Annotated in this window: 15 protein-coding genes; 11 read left to right on the forward strand and 4 right to left on the reverse strand. The window is 70.0% G+C overall.

Annotated features, from left to right (window positions below; all coding sequences use genetic code 11):
* Nucleotides 1-123: 123 nt before the first annotated feature.
* Both mltG and ACOZ38_RS16145 read left to right on the forward strand, forming a co-directional pair.
* The gene (gene mltG / locus ACOZ38_RS16140) at nucleotides 124-1,290 is read left to right on the forward strand and encodes an endolytic transglycosylase MltG (RefSeq protein ID WP_424531520.1); all 1,167 of its coding nucleotides are present in this window, start codon (nucleotides 124-126) and stop codon (nucleotides 1,288-1,290) included.
* A complete protein-coding gene (locus ACOZ38_RS16145; RefSeq protein ID WP_424531521.1) occupies nucleotides 1,290-2,120 on the forward strand; it encodes a shikimate dehydrogenase in 831 nt (276 codons plus the stop codon). Before mltG ends, ACOZ38_RS16145 begins: the two co-directional genes overlap by 1 nt.
* On the opposite strand, the gene ACOZ38_RS16150 is transcribed toward ACOZ38_RS16145, so the two are convergent.
* Both ACOZ38_RS16150 and ACOZ38_RS16155 read right to left on the reverse strand, forming a co-directional pair.
* A complete protein-coding gene (locus ACOZ38_RS16150; RefSeq protein ID WP_424531522.1) occupies nucleotides 2,095-2,517 on the reverse strand; it encodes a type II toxin-antitoxin system VapC family toxin in 423 nt (140 codons plus the stop codon). The two genes, ACOZ38_RS16145 and ACOZ38_RS16150, sit on opposite strands and share 26 nt — an antisense overlap.
* On the reverse strand, nucleotides 2,514-2,762 hold the full coding sequence (locus ACOZ38_RS16155) for a type II toxin-antitoxin system Phd/YefM family antitoxin (RefSeq protein WP_405147647.1): 249 nt from the start codon (nucleotides 2,760-2,762) through the stop codon (nucleotides 2,514-2,516). Before ACOZ38_RS16155 ends, ACOZ38_RS16150 begins: the two co-directional genes overlap by 4 nt.
* 374 nt (nucleotides 2,763-3,136) lie before the next feature.
* Here ACOZ38_RS16155 and infC point away from each other — a divergent pair, with 374 nt between their 5' ends.
* From infC to ACOZ38_RS16190, 7 genes are all read left to right on the forward strand, one after another.
* Nucleotides 3,137-3,766 (forward strand): translation initiation factor IF-3, encoded by a 630-nt coding sequence (gene infC / locus ACOZ38_RS16160; RefSeq protein ID WP_405151983.1) that lies wholly within the window; start codon nucleotides 3,137-3,139, stop codon nucleotides 3,764-3,766.
* A 135-nt stretch (nucleotides 3,767-3,901) separates the two neighbouring features.
* Nucleotides 3,902-4,096, forward strand: coding sequence for a 50S ribosomal protein L35 (rpmI, locus tag ACOZ38_RS16165; protein WP_358560134.1), 195 nt, complete (start codon nucleotides 3,902-3,904; stop codon nucleotides 4,094-4,096).
* A 24-nt stretch (nucleotides 4,097-4,120) separates the two neighbouring features.
* Entirely contained in the window at nucleotides 4,121-4,504 is a 384-nt protein-coding gene (gene rplT, locus ACOZ38_RS16170; protein ID WP_405147649.1) for a 50S ribosomal protein L20, read from the forward strand.
* Nucleotides 4,505-4,630: 126 nt separating this feature from the next.
* Complete coding sequence (locus tag ACOZ38_RS16175) at nucleotides 4,631-5,434, forward strand: TrmH family RNA methyltransferase (RefSeq protein WP_424531525.1); 804 nt, start codon at nucleotides 4,631-4,633, stop codon at nucleotides 5,432-5,434.
* A 141-nt stretch (nucleotides 5,435-5,575) separates the two neighbouring features.
* Nucleotides 5,576-6,658 (forward strand): ATP-binding protein, encoded by a 1,083-nt coding sequence (locus ACOZ38_RS16180; protein WP_424531526.1) that lies wholly within the window; start codon nucleotides 5,576-5,578, stop codon nucleotides 6,656-6,658.
* A 354-nt stretch (nucleotides 6,659-7,012) separates the two neighbouring features.
* Nucleotides 7,013-8,053 (forward strand): phenylalanine--tRNA ligase subunit alpha, encoded by a 1,041-nt coding sequence (gene pheS / locus ACOZ38_RS16185; RefSeq protein WP_424537021.1) that lies wholly within the window; start codon nucleotides 7,013-7,015, stop codon nucleotides 8,051-8,053.
* Nucleotides 8,053-10,605, forward strand: a complete 2,553-nt coding sequence (locus ACOZ38_RS16190; protein ID WP_424531528.1) for a phenylalanine--tRNA ligase subunit beta — start codon at nucleotides 8,053-8,055, stop codon at nucleotides 10,603-10,605. The genes pheS and ACOZ38_RS16190 overlap by 1 nt, the downstream gene beginning before the upstream one ends.
* 127 nt (nucleotides 10,606-10,732) lie before the next feature.
* Here ACOZ38_RS16190 and ACOZ38_RS16195 read toward each other — a convergent pair whose 3' ends face one another.
* Nucleotides 10,733-13,921: a penicillin acylase family protein gene (locus ACOZ38_RS16195; protein WP_424531529.1), complete on the reverse strand. Its 3,189-nt coding sequence runs from the start codon at nucleotides 13,919-13,921 to the stop codon at nucleotides 10,733-10,735.
* Nucleotides 13,922-14,494: 573 nt separating this feature from the next.
* On the opposite strand from ACOZ38_RS16195, the gene ACOZ38_RS16200 reads away from it, so the two are divergent.
* Entirely contained in the window at nucleotides 14,495-14,686 is a 192-nt protein-coding gene (locus ACOZ38_RS16200; protein ID WP_424531531.1) for a hypothetical protein, read from the forward strand.
* 61 nt (nucleotides 14,687-14,747) lie between these two features.
* On the opposite strand, the gene ACOZ38_RS16205 is transcribed toward ACOZ38_RS16200, so the two are convergent.
* Complete coding sequence (locus ACOZ38_RS16205; RefSeq protein WP_424531533.1) at nucleotides 14,748-16,055, reverse strand: MFS transporter; 1,308 nt, start codon at nucleotides 16,053-16,055, stop codon at nucleotides 14,748-14,750.
* Nucleotides 16,056-16,285: 230 nt separating this feature from the next.
* Here ACOZ38_RS16205 and ACOZ38_RS16210 point away from each other — a divergent pair, with 230 nt between their 5' ends.
* Nucleotides 16,286-17,014 (forward strand): SAM-dependent methyltransferase, encoded by a 729-nt coding sequence (locus tag ACOZ38_RS16210; RefSeq protein ID WP_424531534.1) that lies wholly within the window; start codon nucleotides 16,286-16,288, stop codon nucleotides 17,012-17,014.
* Nucleotides 17,015-17,160: the final 146 nt, after the last annotated feature.

The following is a 17,160-nucleotide window of genomic DNA, read 5'->3' on the forward strand; positions in this document are numbered from 1 at the left end:
CCCGGTCACCCGGGCCGGCGCGGCCCCGGGCGTGGGGACGACGGCTTGTCTGGTATGTCTCACCGATTCGGGGCACTCGCTTGACGACGGGCCGGTCCTACCGGGAGATTGGCGAGCGCACCTATGAACGATCTGGACCTCGATAGTCTGCTGGGTGCCGAGGACGACGAAGGTCCCCGGCGCCGATCTCGTGCTTCCTCCAGAACGGCACGCAGCCGCAGCAGGCGACGTCAGCGCCGCCAGCGCCGCAAGGGCTTCGTGGCCTTCTTCGTCGCGATGATCATCATCGTCGGCGTCCTCGGCGTCGGCGGTTACTACGGCTACAACTGGATCCGCGGCGTCGCGATCCCCAAGGACTTCACCGGGCAGGGCTCCGGCGAGGTGCTCGTTGAGATCAAGGAGGGGCAGAGCGCCACCGAGGTGGCCCAGACCCTCGTCGACCAGGGCGTCGTGGCCAGTGAGCGCGCCTTCGTCAACGCCATCGGCGCCGCAGGCAAGAGCGCCTCGCTCCAGCCGGGGGAGTACAAGCTGCGCAAGGGCATGGCCGCCAGCAACGCCGTCCCCCTGCTCGACCCCAAGCGCCGGCTGCAGACCACCCTCACCGTGAGGGAGGGGCTTCGGCTCTCGCAGATCCTCGAGCAGCTGTCGACCGCCACGGGCAAGCCGGTGGCCGAGTTCCGCAAGGCAGCCAAGGACGCCAAGGCGCTCGACCTCCCGTCCTACGCCAAGGGCAGGCTGGAGGGCTTCGCCTTCCCGGCCACCTACGAGGTCTCGCCCAAGTCGAGCCCCGACGAGGTCCTCGCCGCGATGGTGGCGCGCTACAAGCGCGCGGCCGACGACGCCGGCCTCGTGGCGGGCGCCAGGCGGGTGGGCCGCACACCGCTGGAGATCATGACGATCGCCAGCATCGTGCAGGCCGAGTCGGGCAGCGTGCGCGACATGCCCAAGGTCGCGCGGGTCATCTACAACCGGCTGAACCGCTCGCCGCAGATGATGCTCCAGATGGACAGCACGGTCATGTACGGGCTGAACAAGTTCGGCATCGCGGCCACCCACGAGGAGATCAAGAGCAAGTCGCCGTACAACACCTACGCGCGCCTCGGCCTGCCGCCCGGCCCGATCGGGAACCCCGGCGATCACGCCATCGAGGCCGCGCTGAAGCCCGCCGACGGCACCTGGCTGTTCTTCGTGACCACCGACCCGAAGAAGGGCATCACCAAGTTCACCGACTCCGAGGCGGAGTTCTTCAAGCTGGCCGAGGAGTTCAACCAGAACCACAGGACGGGCTGATGGAGCGGCGTGCCGCCGTGCTCGGATCGCCCATCGCGCACTCCCTCTCGCCGTGCCTGCACCGGGCCGCGTACGACGCCCTCGGGCTGCGCGGCTGGCGGTACGACGCGATCGAGTGCGACGAGCGGGGCCTGGCCGGGCTGCTGTCCGGCATGGGCCCCGAGTGGGCGGGCCTGTCGCTGACCATGCCGCTCAAGCGGGCCGTGCTGCCCCTGCTGGACACCGTCTCCGACCTCGCCGTCGAGGTCGGAGGGGTGAACACCGTGGTGTTCCGCGACGGCGGGCGGCACGGTGAGAACACCGACGTCCACGGCATCGTCCAGGCGCTCACCGAATCGGGGGCGGCGGCTCCCCGGGCGGCGACGATCCTCGGCGGCGGCGCCACGGCGGCCTCCTCGCTCGCCGCGCTCCGCGAGCTCGGCCTCTCGTCGGCGACGCTGGTGGCCCGCGACCCGTCGCGGGCCAGGGAGACGGCCGAGGTGGCCGAGCGGCTCGGCATGGCTTTGACCGTGCAGACCTTCGACAAGCTCGACACCGCGCTCGACGTGGACCTGGTCGTCTCGACGCTGCCCGCCGGAGCGGCGGACTCCTACGCTGAGGCGCTCACCGCGGTTCCCGCCGTGTTCGACGTGGTCTACGCTCCCTGGCCGACGCCGCTGGCACGGGCCGTGCGCGCCGCGGGCGGCACGGTGGTCGGCGGGTTCGCCATGCTGCTCCACCAGGCCGTACGCCAGGTGGAGCTGTACACGGGCCGGGGGGAGGTCCCGGTGGAGATCGTGCGAGCGGCCGGCGAGGCCGAGATCATCAGACGAGCGGCTCGAACGGATTGACCACCCGCACCCCGGTGCTCGCGACGTCCTTCACGTTGCGGGTCACCAGGGTCCATCCCCGTACGAGCGCGGTGGCCGCCAGGAGACCGTCGACCGCGGGAAGGGGTGAGGTCGCACGCAGCCGCCCCCACTCCTCCGCGACCTCCGAGGTCACCGGGATGATGCGGTCACGGAAGTCGCGGTATAGCGCGTCCAGCCACGCGTCGATGAACTCGGCCTGGCGGGAATCGCGCCGCCTGAGCCGCTCGGCCCCGTAACGGACCTCTCCGACCACCAGCGTGCTGAGGTAGAGCGAGGGGCCGTGCACGGACTCCACCCATTCCATGACCTGCGTGTCAGGCTCACGCTTCCGTGTCTCGGAGACCACGTTCGTGTCGAGGAGGTAGCCGGTGGTCACCGGCCGAGCTCGACTTCGCGAGGGAATTCCCTGGGTGGGAGTTCCAGCTTGTCCCACGGAGGGGATGAGCGGAGGAACTCCTTGAAGTCGGGGGCGCCGTGCCGCAGGCGCCGGTATTCGGCGATGTCGATGATGACGGCGACCTCCTCGCCGTGGCGGGTCACCACCTGCGGGCCCTCGTCGTGAGCCTGGCGGATCACCTCGCTGAGGCGCTGCTTCGCCTCCTGCAACTGCCATTGACCCATGTAGACCTCCATCTAGTCTGTCTAGATCCGCACGAGGATCCTACCAATTCATCGCCTTCCGTGTCCGGCTAATCACAGATCGTAAGGTGGTTGGGGGACTATTCGGTGGGCACTCGGTGTTGTGGTAATGTTGCTGCTTGATCGGTCCGGCATGGCTGCTGGACGCGCAAGCGGAGGTCTTCCTCCCACCTGTTCGACCGAAGGGTCGGCGGGTCAAGGATCACTACCGGACTCCTCCGGGGAGCTCGTGGTCATATGATCACCGAGCTCGGTGGCCCCGCATGCGCGACGTGTGGGGCTTTTCGCATTCACGCGGAAGCTCCCATCACGGTCAAGCACCGACGCGGATAAATGCCAGGTACCTAGGAGGTCCCATCAGCACTGAGCCCCGCATCAACGAGCGTATTCGCGTGCCAGAGGTCCGCCTCGTGGGCCCGAACGGCGAGCAGGTCGGCATCGTCTCCATCGGCGATGCGCTGAAGCTGGCCCAAGAGTCCGATCTCGACCTGGTCGAGGTCGCGGCGACGGCTCGTCCGCCCGTGTGCAAGCTCATGGACTACGGCAAGTTCAAGTACGAGTCCGCCATGAAGGCACGTGAGGCGCGCCGTAACCAGGCGCACACGATCATCAAGGAGATCAAGCTCCGGCCGAAGATCGACCCGCATGACTACGAGACCAAGAAGGGTCACGTCGTGCGGTTCCTCAAGGCGGGGGACAAGGTCAAGGTCACGATCATGTTCCGCGGACGTGAGCAGTCCCGTCCCGAACTGGGCTTCCGGCTCCTGCAGAGGCTGGCGGAGGACGTCACGGAGCTCGGCTTCGTCGAGTCCCAGCCCAAGCAGGACGGCCGAAACATGATCATGGTGATCGGGCCGCACAAGAAGAAGGCCGAGGCCAAGGCCGAGCGCGCCGCGGCTCGCGCCAGAACCTCCGGCGATCCGGCGGAGGGCGAGGACATGAGCCTCGACCACGACATGGCGTCGGCATCGGAGCCGCAGGAGTGACCCGCCCCGCCTGACAGCTCGGCGGGATGCGAGAAGACACCGAGACCGGGTCAGGGAGTGCGGTCGGGCACGCTCCTGACTGGGGTACCTTGACCCGGGATATCGGCACGGACGAATGAGGGAGAGACGGCTGACATGCCGAAGATGAAGACGCACAGCGGTGCGAAGAAGCGGTTCCGCCTCAGCGGGAGCGGCAAGATCATTCGCCGTCGTGCGAACCGTGCCCACTACAACGAGCACAAGGCGTCCACGCGGACGCGCCGTCTCGCGCCTGAGGTCGTCATGTCCGATGCCGACACCAAGAAGATCAAGAAGCTGCTCGGCAAGTAACCGAACCCCCGGGGAGATAGAACAATGGCACGCGTAAAGCGGGCGCTCAACGCCAAGAAGAAGCGCCGCGTCGTCCTCGAGCGGGCGAGTGGTTACCGGGGTCAGCGGTCGCGGTTGTACCGCAAGGCCAAGGAGCAGATGCTCCACTCACTGACCTACGCCTACCGTGATCGCAAGGACAAGAAGGGTGCCTTCCGGCGCCTTTGGATCCAGCGCATCAACGCCGCGGCACGCGCGAACGGCATCACGTACAACCGGTTCATCCAGGGCCTCAAGGCCGCCGGTGTCGAGGTGGACCGCAAGATCCTCGCCGATCTCGCGGTCAACGACACCCAGACCTTCGCGTCTCTGGCCGAGACCGCGAGGAAGGCCCTGCCGTCCGACGTCAACGCGCCGGTCGCGAGCTGAGCCCACGCACGACCCAGTGAACGACTCGTTCTGTATCGGAGCGGGTCGTTCACTGTTTTCCGGCATTTCCACCGTGGCGGGGCTCACGCGCGCCGTCGCGGTTCAGGGGTTTCACCAGGGGGATACGTGGCCGGGTCCGAGCTGACCAATATCAGATCTCCGCGGGTCAAGGCCGCGAAGCGCCTGACCAAGCGGGCCTTCAGGGACCGCGACCGCTCCTTCCTCGCCGAGGGCCCGCAGGCCGTGAGGGAGGCGCTCGCCCTCCCCGGCGTCGCCGTCGAGCTGTTCACCACCGCGGACGCCGAGATCAGGCACGCCGACATCGTGGGCGCCGCCCGGCAGGCAGGGGTGCCCGTGCACTCCGCGAGCGGTGAGGTCATGGCGGAGCTCGCCCAGACCGTCACCCCGCAGGGGCTGCTCGCGGTCTGCCGCTTCGTGCACGTCCCCCTGTCCGAGGGCGTCGCCGAGGGCGCCGGCCTTGTCGCCGTGCTGGCCCACGTGCGCGACCCCGGCAACGCGGGCACGGTCCTGCGTACGGCGGACGCGGCGGGGGCGGACGCCGTGGTGTTCACCGACGCCTCCGTGGACCCCTACAACGGTAAATGCGTCAGGGCCAGCGCCGGGAGCCTGTTCCACCTCCCCGTCGTCACCTCCGCCCCGGTGGCCGAGACCGTACGCCATCTCAAGGAGCGGGGGCTGCGCGTCCTCGCGGCGGACGGCGCGGGCACCAGGACGCTCGACGACGTCGACCTGGCCGGGCCGACGGCCTGGATCTTCGGAAACGAGGCCTGGGGGCTGCCCGAGGAGATCCTCGCGCTGGCCGACGAGGTCGTCCGGGTGCCCATCTACGGGCGCGCCGAGAGCCTCAACCTGGCGACGGCCGCCGCGGTCTGCCTTTATGCCTCGGCGCGGGCCCAGCGCTCCGCGTAGGCCCTCTGGCAGCCGTACAGGGCCCCTTTGTCCTACGTGGACCTATTCCTGCCCGGCGGGACCGTCCCACGCGGAGAGTAGGGCTGCCTTCCGGTACGGGAAACCCGCTATTGTCGGCCCTGTAGGGTCGAGGAGGCGATAGTGCGCGGCGGACAAACCCACCGACGGGGCGCCGATGCCGCATGTTCGATCGAGGTCGACGATCTGCCCGACGGCGTCATCGTGGCCGACGAGCGCGGCAGGGTGGTCGCCCTCAATCGCGCCGCGTCCCGCCTCACGGGAGCGGGCCCGCACGCGGTCGTCGGGAAGCTCTTCCCCGACGTCCTGCCCTTCCGGGACAACGACGGCCGTGACTGGTGGAAGTGGCTCGACGCCTACGGCGGCCTGCGCACCCGCAGCCGCCAGCCCGAGTGCTCGCTCTACCTGCCCGGCGGCCAGGAGCTGCTGGTGGCCGCCCGCTTCGTGCGCAGGCCCGAGCGCGGCGGCGACGTCGTCCGCGTGGTGGTCACCCTGCGCGACGCGGCGGCGCGCGCCAGGCTGGAGCGCAGCCGGGCCGACCTGGTCTCCACCGTGGCCCACGAGCTCCGCTCCCCGCTCACCAGCGTCAAGGGGTTCACCGCCACCCTGCTCGCCAAGTGGGGCCGCTTCACCGACGACCAGAAGCGCGTGATGCTGGAGACCGTCAACGCCGACGCCGACAGGGTCACCCGGCTCATCACCGAGCTGCTCGACGTGTCGCGCATCGAGTCGGGCCGCCTGCAGATCCACCGCCAGGTTGTCGACATTCCCGGCCGGGCGCGTAAGATCATCGCGGGTCGGGTGGCCGCGGGCGAGCCGGAGGACCGCTTCGTGCTGGAAACGCCCGGTGATCTACCTGAGATGTGGCTCGATCAGGACAAGATCGACCAGATCCTCGGAAACTTGCTGGAAAACGCGGTGCGCCACGGGCGAGGTACCGTGACCATAGTGGTAGAGCCTGTTGAGTGGGGAGTTGCCGTGTCCGTGCGTGACCAGGGCGAGGGTGTCGCACCCGAGCTGGCCTCGCGCGTCTTCCGGCAGTTCTGGCGCGGCAATGGGCGGCGCCGCGGCGGCACCGGTCTCGGCCTGTTCATCGTCAAGGGTCTCGTCGAGGCCCACGGCGGCACGATCACCGTGCAGCGGGCGCCCGGCGGCGGCGCCGAGTTCCGATTTACCATGCCCGCCGGCACTCCCGACTTCGCCTGACGCGTCGCCCGGGACGGCCGGTGGGCCTCACCACGCCGGCATCCGCCGGCCCGGCCGCGTCGCGTACGGACGCTCGACCGCGGGAGGTCATCACGGTTTCCCGCCTTCGTCCGGTACGCGATCACGGGAGCCGCGACGGCTTCCCGCCCGCGTCCCGCATGTGATCGAAACGGCTTCGATCACATCCGGCGACGGCGCGCGGGAGGTTGTCCACAGCCCTTCGCCCCCGGCCGGTTCGCCACTCTGGACGGACTAGACTCGTGCCCGCTCAAGCCCTGGATACGGAGCTCTCTCTTGTCGAACACCTATGACCCGGTCGAGGTGACGCCGTTGCACGCCGACGAGGTGGCGCGCATGGAGGCGGAAGCCGTGGCCGCCATCGACGCGGCCGCCGACCTCGACGAACTCAAGCAAGTGCGGCTGGCGCACTCCGGCGACCGGTCCCCGATCGCGCTGGCCAACCGCGAGATCGGCGCGCTGCCGCCCCAGGCCCGTTCCGAGGCGGGCAAGCGCATCGGCGGGGCTCGCAAGGCCATCGGCGAGGCCCTCGCCGCCCGGCAGGCCGTGCTCACGGCCGAGCGCGACGAGCGCGTCCTGGTCGAGGAGGCCGTCGACGTCACCCTGCCCTGGGACCGCGTGCCAAGGGGGGCGAGGCACCCGCTGACGACGCTGCAGGAGCGCATCGCCGACGCGTTCGTCGCCATGGGCTACGAGGTGGCCGAGGGGCCCGAGCTGGAGGGCGAGTGGTTCAACTTCGACGCCCTCAACATCGCGCCCGACCACCCGGCCCGCTCCGAGCACGACACGTTCTTCGTGGAGTCGGTCGACTCCGGCCTTGTCCTGCGCACGCAGACCTCCCCGGTGCAGATCCGCGCGCTGCTCTCGCGCGAGCTCCCGGTGTACGTCATCTCGCCCGGCAAGACCTTCCGCACCGACGAGCTCGACGCCACCCACACCCCGGTGTTCCACCAGATCGAGGGCCTGGCGGTCGACGAGGGGCTGACGATGGCCCATCTGAAGGGCACGCTCGACCGGTTCGCCGAGGTCATGTTCGGCGAGGGCATCAAGACCCGGTTCCGGCCCAACTACTTCCCGTTCACCGAGCCGTCGGCCGAGATGGATCTCCGGTGCTTCGTCTGCCGGGGCGCTTCGGCCGTCCCGGGCAACCCGCCCTGCCGCACCTGCAAGTCCGAGGGCTGGATCGAGTGGGGCGGCTGTGGCATGGTCAACCCCCGCGTGCTGGTGGCCTGCGGCGTCGACCCCGAGCGCTACAGCGGGTTCGCCTTCGGCATGGGCGTCGAGCGGACCTTGATGTTCCGCCACAACGCCGAGGACATGCGAGACATGGTCGAGGGAGACGTGCGCTTCACGCTCCCCTTCGGTATGGAGGTCTGATGAAGTTCCCGCTCTCCTGGCTGCGGGAGTACGTCGACCTGCCCGCCGTCACCGCCCACGAGGTCGCCGACAAGCTCACCGCGGCCGGCCTCAAGCTGGAGTCCATCGAGTCCGTCGGCGGCGACATCAAGAACGTCGTCGTCGGCGAGGTGCTCTCCATCGAGGAGCTCACCGGCTTCAAGAAGCCCATCCGCTACTGCTCGGTCGAGGTCGGCGAGGCCGCGCCTCGCTGGGTGATCTGCGGCGCCACCAATTTCGCGGTCGGCGACCGCGTGGCGGTGGCGCTCCCGGGGGCCGTGCTGCCCGGCGGGTTCGAGGTCGGGTCCCGCAAGACCTACGGCCACGTGTCCGACGGCATGATCTGCTCGGCGCGCGAGCTCGGCATCGGCGAGGACCACAGCGGCATCCTGATCCTGCCCGCCGACACCCATCTCGGCGCCGACGTGGTCGAGCTGCTGGGCCTGCGCGACGACGTCATCGAGCTGGAGATCACCCCCGACCGGGGGTACGCCCTGTCGATCCGGGGCATCGCCCGCGAGACCGCCACCGCCTTCGGCGTGCCCTGGCGCGACCCGGCCGACGTCGAGCCGCCCACTTTCACCGAGGAGGCCCACCCGGCGTCGATCGCCGACCCCTCGGCGTGCGACCGGTTCGTGCTGCGCTCGGTCTCCGGGTTCGACCCCTCCGCCGAAACGCCCATGTGGATGCAGGTCCGCCTGGCGCGCGCGGGCATGCGGCCGGTCTCGCTGGCCGTCGACGTCACCAACTACCTGATGATCGAGCTGGGCCAGCCGCTGCACGCCTTCGACCGGTCCAAGCTGAGCGGTCCCGTCGTGGTCCGCAGGGCCGAGCCGGGCGAGACGCTGGAGACCCTCGACCACGTCGTGCGCAAGCTCGACCCCGAGGACATCCTGATCACCGACTCCTCGGGCGCGATCTCGATGGCCGGCACGATGGGCGGGCTGGAGACCGAGATCTCCGACGCCTCGACCGACCTGGTCATCGAGGCGGCCCACTTCTCGGCCACCGGCACGGCCCGCATGTCACGCCGTCACAACCTGGTGAGCGAGGCGTCGCGCCGCTTCGAGCGCGGCGTCGACCGCGAGCTGCCCCTGTACGCCTCCTGGCGCGCGGTGCAGCTGCTGGTCGCGTTCGGCGGCGGCACCGCGGACGCCGGGGTCACCCACGCCTTCGTCGACGTCGAACCCGCCACGATCACCATTCCGGCCGACCACCCCGACCGGGTGGCGGGCATCGCCTACGGGCGCGACGCGGTCGTCCACCGCCTGGAGCAGGTCGGATGCACGGTGGTCGCCGAGAGCGCGGTCGCCGGGCACGATGGTGCCGAGGCGCCCTCGGCCGTCCCGGCCGATGTCCTCGAAAGTCCGGGCAGGCCCGATCCGGCCGAGCTGCTCACGGTGACGCCGCCCTCGTGGCGTCCCGACCTGACCGACCCCAACGACCTCGCCGAGGAGGTCATCCGGCTCGAAGGGTACGAGCGGCTCCCGTCGGTGCTGCCCGCCGCTCCCGCGGGGGCGGGCCTCACCGAGGCCCAGCGGCTGCGCCGCCGCGTCGGCCGCGCGATGGCCGCCGCCGGCTACGTCGAGACGCTCGCCTACCCGTTCATAGGGGTGCGCGACCTCGACGGCCTCCAGCTGCCCGCCGATGACGCGCGGCGCCGGGCCGTACGCCTGGCCAACCCGATCAGCGAGGACGAGCCGCTGATGCGCACCACGCTGCTGCCGGGGCTGCTCAAGACCCTGGTGCGCAACGTCGGCCGGGGGTTCGGCGACCTGGCCCTGTTCGAGTCCGGTCTGGTCTACCGTCCCGAGCCGGGCGCCCCGGCGAAGGCGCCGGTGCTCGGCGTCGACCGCCGGCCCACCGACGACGAGCTGGCCACCATCGCGTCCGCCATTCCCCGGCAGCCGCTTCGGCTGGCCGTCGTGCTGTCCGGCGAGCACGACCGGTCCGGCTGGTGGGGCGCGGGCCGCCCGGCGAGCTGGGCCGACGCCGTCGAGGCGGCGCGCGTGGTCGCACAGGAGGCCGGCGTCGAGATCACCGTCAGCGCCGACCGGCACGAGCCGTGGCACCCGGGCCGGTGCGCGGCGCTGCACGTGGGGGAGACGCTGCTCGGCCACGCCGGTGAGCTGCACCCGCGCGTCATCGAGGCGTACGGCCTGCCGGCCCGCACCTGCGCGATGGAGCTGGAGCTCAGCGTCCTCGAATCCGCCCTGCCCGGCGCGGCGCAGGCCCAGCCGGTCTCGGCGTACCCCGTCGCCACGCAGGATGTCGCGCTCGTCGTCCCGGCCGGAGTCCCGGTCGCCGAGGTCGAGGCGGCCCTGCGCGCGGGGGCGGGCACGCTGCTGGAGTCGATCCGGCTGTTCGACGTCTACACCGGATCCCAGGTGGGCGAGGGCAAGAAATCCTTGGCGTACAGCCTGCGCTTCCGCGCCCCCGACCGCACGCTGATCGTGGAGGAGACCACCGCGGCCCGCGACGCGGCCGTGGCCCTGGCCGCCGAGCGCACGGGCGCCCACCTGCGCAGCGCCTAGCACGCGCCCCATCGGCGCCGGACTTTGCCCGGCGCCGGTGGGGACGGGCCCAATGGCGGTGGATCACTCCAGTCAGGAGTGGCCGAATGGCGGTGGATCACTCCACCGCCATTCTTCTTTCACCCCACTACTTGGAGTACACCTCCATCTCGTACAGGGAGTAGCCGTACGAGGTGCCGCGTGTCACGCCCTGCATGCGGACATAGCGGGCGGTCGTGGGGCTGAAGGTCACGTTGTCCACGCCGCCGTTCCCGGTGGTGGTGGAGTAGACCGTGGTCCAGGTCGAGCCGTTGGCGGAGGTCTGGATCGAGTACGCGGCGCCGTAGGCGGCCTCCCAGCGCAGCACCGTCCGGGCCACGGTCTTGGCGGAGCCGAGATCCACCTGGAGATACTGGTTGTCGCTGGACGCGCTCGCCCAGCGGGTCGTCGGGTCGCCGTCGATCGCCCTGCTCGCCGGGTAGGGCGGGAGGATCTGCATGCTGGACGCGCTCGCGGACCCTCCGGTCGCGAGGTTGGTGATCGGGTCGCCCCGGTGGGCGGGGAAGGACACGGCCTGCTGGTAGGTCGGCCGGTTCTGCCAGGAGATCAGCGACTGCTTGACCCCGCCCAGCGGTGAGTGCTGGATGGCGTCCGCGCACCACTGGTCGCCCGCCGAGCACACGTCGTCCGCCGGGTAGGTGGTCGTCGCGGGTTCTGTGAGCGCCGCCGACAGGCTGTTCAGCAGCACCGTGCGGCAGTCGGCCACGGTCCCGTTCCCGCAGTACTTCTGGGCCAGCGGACCGGCGACCGGGTCGCCCAGCACCGAGCGGATGTCCTTGCTCACATAACCCCACCAGCCGTACTGGAACGCCGAGCCCTTGTGCGCCTGGGCCTCGTTCGCCGAGCCGGGCAGGCTGGAGAGGTCGCCCTGCTGATGGCCGGACGGGGATTCGTTGATCTGCAGGGTGTTGACCAGCGACTGGTACAGGCCGTCGCCCAGTCCGGGCTTGAACTCCGCCTGGACGAGCTTCGGCCACCACGCGTCGAACGCGCGGATGGCGTCGGCGTCCGCGTACGTCTTGCTGCCCGGCGAGGTCTCCAGGCGCCTGGCCCCGCCCGAGGCCCACGCGGACAGCTTGGACACCGCCGAGGCGAGCGCCGGGTCGGTCACGGCCGCGCTGTTGATCACCCGGAGCAGGTGCGGCAGCACCTCCTTGCCGCGCAGGTCGGTCGTCGCGGCCTCTGCCATGATCTTGACGGTGCCGGCCCGGTCGAGCTTGCCCGACCCCGCCAGGGCCGCCTTGACCGGCGCGTCGAGCAGGTCGACCCGATGGACCGGCCCGAAGCTGAAGTTGCCGTCCGCGGCGCCGTAGTCATTGGCCTGCTTGTTGTTCCAGCTGACCAGGTAGTCCTGGTTGGACGTCTGCGGGTGGGTCGCGGGAGCCGTATAGGTCGCGGAGTTGGTGGCCGGGTCGTACCCCGCCCATTCGTGGGCGGCGTCGGCCGTCATCGGGAGGTTCGGGTCGGAGACCGCCGACCTGACCGGGCTGTTGCCCGACATGAAGTACGCCGCGTCGGAGGAGTTCACGTAGAACCAGTTGAACGCGAAGCCGATGGTGGAGGCGGAGTTCCTGAACGCCGCGGCGTCACCCATCTGGGCCGGGTCGTTGAACATCTGGAACCCGACCGCCGAGTCGGCCTCGTGCTGGTAGGTCGAGCGCAGAGCCGTGAAGGCGGTGGGCTGCCCGTTGACGGTGCCGCGCCAGGTCACCAGACCGTACTTCGTGCGCTTCATCACCAGGTCGTACGAACCGGCGGTGGTGCCGTCGGCGACGGTGGGCTTCCACGAGTTGGTCTTCTTCAGCGTCTCCATCGCGGTGCAGGTGCCGTGGTACATGTAGTAGTTCGACGCCGAGGTCACCGTGCCGCCGCCCGGGTCGCACAGTTGCAGCGCGTAGGTGTCGGTGATGTCCTGGCCCGACGAGGTGGCGCTCCAGGCGTAGTCCGTGCCCCGTCCGAGCAGCACGTAGAGGTTGAGCCCGGCGAAGGCCGCCCCGCGTGCCCGGATGCCGGGTCCCGACAGCTCCTCCAGCATGAGCAGCTGCGGGGCGAAGTAGCCGGTCTGGGGGCCGAAGACGGCCACCGGATGCCCGGACTTCGACTTGGCGGCCGACACCACCACGGCGTTGGACATGCTCGGCTTGGAGTTGTCGACGAGCAGCCCGTCCAGCACGCCCTTGGCGGACGAGGTGGAGGTGGTGGCCGATCCCGACTCGTTCTCGGTGATGTCCACCGGCGCCGTCGTCGCCGCGTCGGGCAGGACGACCCCGGTGGCGCCTCCGGGCGCGTTCCCCGAGGGAAAGCTCTGGCCGTTGTGCAGGGTCAGCGTGGCCTCGGGGTCGTTCTGCGACCGGAAGGCCGCCCAGACCTGGTCGCCGGTCGTCGTGCCGTACTTGGCCCGGGCCGCGACGCGCGCGAGCGCGGACTGCATCTCCGCGCCGCCGCCTCCGCCGAACAGCCCGCCGATCACTCCGGATACCGCGATCAGGTCGGTCATGGTGAAGGCCTGCGGCCCGCCCGCGTTGGTGATCGCGTCGAGGTGGCCGGTCAGGACGTACTCGCCGGGACAGTTCCGGTTCGCCATGCAGTAGCCGATGTAGGCGTTGATGCCGCTCACGTAGTTCTGCACGTCGGTGTAGAGCTGTGCGCCGCGGGCGCTTGAGTCCCTGAGCCGGTTGATCTGCGCCTGCAGGTCCGCCTCGGTGTAGGGGGAGTTCCGCCAGACGCTCTGCTCGAGCGCGCGGTTGCCGGGCGCGCCGCCGGCGAACGGCGTCAGCTCGCCACGGCCGACGTGCCGCATCAGGTCCATCAGCCACAGGCGGTCCTGCGCGCCCGCGTACCCGGCGCCGAACATCGTGCCTTCCCGGGTCGTCCCGGTGACGTGCGGCACGCCGGTGGCCTTGTCGCGGACGATCGTCACGTCCGACCTGGGGCTCGTGGTGCTCTCGACCTGCCCGGCCGGCACGCCGAACGAGCTGTCGTTGAAGAACGTGGTGATCTGGTCGTCGGTCAGCCCGGTGTATCCCGAGATGAGGCCGGCGTACTTGCCCAGCTGGTCGTTGCTGTGCCGTGGCATCGTGCCCAGTGACTGGTTGGCCAGGATCTCGACCAGGGTCGCGTTGCCGTTCTGGCCCGGCGGCAACACGTCCGCGCACTCGCCGAGGCAGTAGTCGTCGGCGGTGTAAGTGGCGGCCGATGCGGGCACGACGGGGGATGCCAGCGCGAGGATCACCAGCGCGGAGGCCGCGGTGATCGTCCGCCGGAGACGTGCGTGCATGTAGAGAACCCCCAAAACATGAGGCGTACTCGGATGTTGGGAGGACCATACGCTCGCACCAACACCGGATCAATGGCCGATGTGATAATCACCCGCCCCAGAAATGACTTCCGGTCACAACGCGAGTCACAAAAACCCACCCTGACGTGCACCACCACAACCCGCCGGAACGAAGGGGTGCGAGAAAAGTGCGGCTGGGGTGGGCTCGTCGTGTGAGAAGCCGGCCGAGTTCACGGTCACCGACAGAAGACGGTGACGGCCGGGGACCGGCGCCACGCGAGAAGCGGTTACCGGTACGGCGAACGCTTCTGGGTGAACTCGCTCGTCAACGCATAGAGGGGTGTCCTTCTCGGGTGCGTCGTCCATGCTGGTTGGCATTCAAGGTGCACCGCGACCCGGGTCTCGGTGGCCGCCCGGCGGATCCTGCGGGAGCACTAGCAAGCCTCGGCTTGTCCCTGTGGGAACGCCCTGCCGTCGCTACCATTGGGGCCCGGTATCAGCGGCTATCTCCGGAAGGGCCGGTACGTCATGGCGTTCTACGAGAGGGTGACCTGGCCGGACGGGGGAGTTCTGATGGTTCAGCCTTACGATCCCGCACTCCACGCCGCGGGCACCAAGGGCCGCGATGGCAGGTGCTTCTGGTCCGACCACCACGCGGAGGCTCGCTGGTCGGTTGTCTGGAAAGGCAGGCGATGGGCGGTGTGCGACGCCGACCTCGTGGCCTTCGCGCGATCGGAGCTCGGCGTCACCGAAAGCGCCACCTGAGCACCAGCGGTCCGTCCGACCTCGCGGAGATCGACGGACTCCAGCCCGGGCCAGGGATCAGTTAGATCGCGGATTCCTGGCGGCGGGTGCGTTCGGCGAGGGCGTGTTCGTCGGTGCGGGCGTCGTAGGCGCGGAACTTGGGCAGTACGGCCGCCATGGCGGCGACCGCGCCCATGCACAGCAGGCCGCCGATGCCCAGGGAGAAGCGGGTGCCGCCCGCCTGGGCCAGGAACCCGGCCCGGGCGTCGCCGAGCATGGGGCCGGTGGAGTAGGACAGCAGTTCGATGCCGGCCAGCCGGCCGCGGTACTCGTCGGGGATGGTCTGGTTCCAGATGATGCCCCGGAACACGCCGCTGATCATGTCGGCGCCTCCGGCGACGGCCAGGAAGACCGCGACCAGCCAGATGTTGGGCATGACGGAGGCGACGGTGACTCCGGCGCCCCACAGGGTGGCGGAGATGATGACGGCCCGGCCGTGGCGGTGGACGTGGCTGGTCCAGCCGGAGGTGGCCGAGGCGATGACCGAGCCGATGCCTCCCGCGGCGTACAGCAGGCCGAGGGCCTTGGTGGCGTGCAGGTCGTCGGCGAGGAACGGGAACAGCGCGTTGGAGAACGCGAACACCATGGCGGCGATGTCGACCAGGTAGGTGCCCATCAGGTCGGGCCGCCCGACGGCGTACCTGACCCCTTCCATCATCGAGTTGAGCGAGGCCGGGGCGACGTCGCTGGCGACGGTGACCGGCCTCACCCGGACCAGCAGGACCAGCGACAGCAGGAACGAGACGATGTCGACGCCGTAGGAGGTCGCGGGGCCGAAGGTCACCACGATGACCCCGCCGATGGCCGGGCCCACGATCATCCCGGCGTTACGGGCGAGGCCCTGGATGGCGAAGGCCGCGCCCATCTGGTCGAGCTTGAGCACCCGATTGATGATCGCCTGCTCGCTGGGCCCGCGCAGGCTGGACAGGCCGGCGGAGAGCGCGGCCACGACGTACAGCACGGGGATCTGCGCCTGCGGGGGGAGCAGGAGGGCGTTCGCCATGAGGAGCATTGAGGTGAGGCAGAGGCCGACCTCGGACAGTACGACGATCTTGCGCCGGTCGAGCGCGTCGGCGATCGCCCCGCCCCACAGCCCGCACACGACCATCGGGACGAACTCCGCCAGGCTGACCAGCCCGACCGCGACGTAGGAGCCGGTGAGCTGCTTCATCTGGTACGGCACGGCGACCATGGTCAGCACGCTGCCGAACATCGTGATCACGCCAGAGCCGAGCAGCAGGCGGAAGTCACGGGACTCGCGCAGCGGGCTCACGTCCATACGGAGGCGGAGCAGCAGCGTCTTGAGCGTTCCCGCGGGTCTGGTGGACACAGGCGGCAAGTGTGGAGGGCGGGGGACCACTGGGCAACCGATTTTCCTGGTCCAGACCCATGTCAGGACGGACATACGGCCCAGGCCCTGGGTGAGAACTGTCATCTTCCTGGATCTCACCGAGCACGCCCGACCGAAGATCACCCGAAGGCGCCGTCGTCCCGGCGCGGCGTGATCCAGAGCGGTTGGCCGACCCAAAATCGATTGCGCCCGTCGGGAGGATGGACGGCATGGATCGACAACTGCTCAGTGCCATCGCCCACCGCGACCACCCGATCGCCGCGCCCGTCTCAGCGGCCAACCTCGATCGGTTGCTGCGCCGGGCGGCGCTGCCGGAGGGGGCCCGCATCCTCGACCTCGGGTGCGGCGAGGGCGAATGGTCGCTTCGGGCGCTTGAGCTCGTCCCCTCGGCCGTGGCCGACGGTGTGGACATCTCGCCGTACGCCCTGTCGTCCGCGGAACGGGCGGCCGGCGCGCGAGATCTGTCCGACCGGCTTTCGCTGCACTCGATGCCCGCCGCGGAATTCTCCGCCTCCGAGCCGTACGATCTGGTGCTCTGCCTGGGTTCGACCCACGCCTTCGGCGGCTTGAAGGAGACGATGGACGGGCTGGCCCGGTTCGTACGGCCTGGCGGGCTGGCGCTGGTGGGTGAGGCTTTCTGGGAACGACCCCCCGCTCCGGAGATCATCGACGTCCTCGGCGAATACTCCGGCCTGGCGGGCACGGTGGAGGCCGCCGAGTCCGAAGGCTGGCTGACCGTCTACGCCCACGTGAGCGACCTGGCCGAGTGGGACGAGTACGAGTGGTCGTGGACCGGCACGCTGGCACGCTGGGCGGCCGGCAATCCAGGCCCCGACGGTGAGCAGGCCCTCGCCGCAGTGAGAGAGCACCGCGACATGTGGCTCGACGGCTACAGAGGCGTGCTCGGTTTCGTCTCCCTGCTCCTTCAGCGCGGGTGAGCCGTTCCTGCTCTCCAACAACACCGCCGGCAGAACACCCACACTCTTCGGCGCGGTGGGGATCACAAAGGCTCTCCAGGATGATCCCGGAGGGCCTCTCACGTATGTGCGGCCGAGACGACTCGAACCCTTGACCACTCGCGTCC

The organism is Sphaerisporangium viridialbum, assembly GCF_049674955.1.
GTDB lineage: Bacteria > Actinomycetota > Actinomycetes > Streptosporangiales > Streptosporangiaceae > Sphaerisporangium > Sphaerisporangium viridialbum.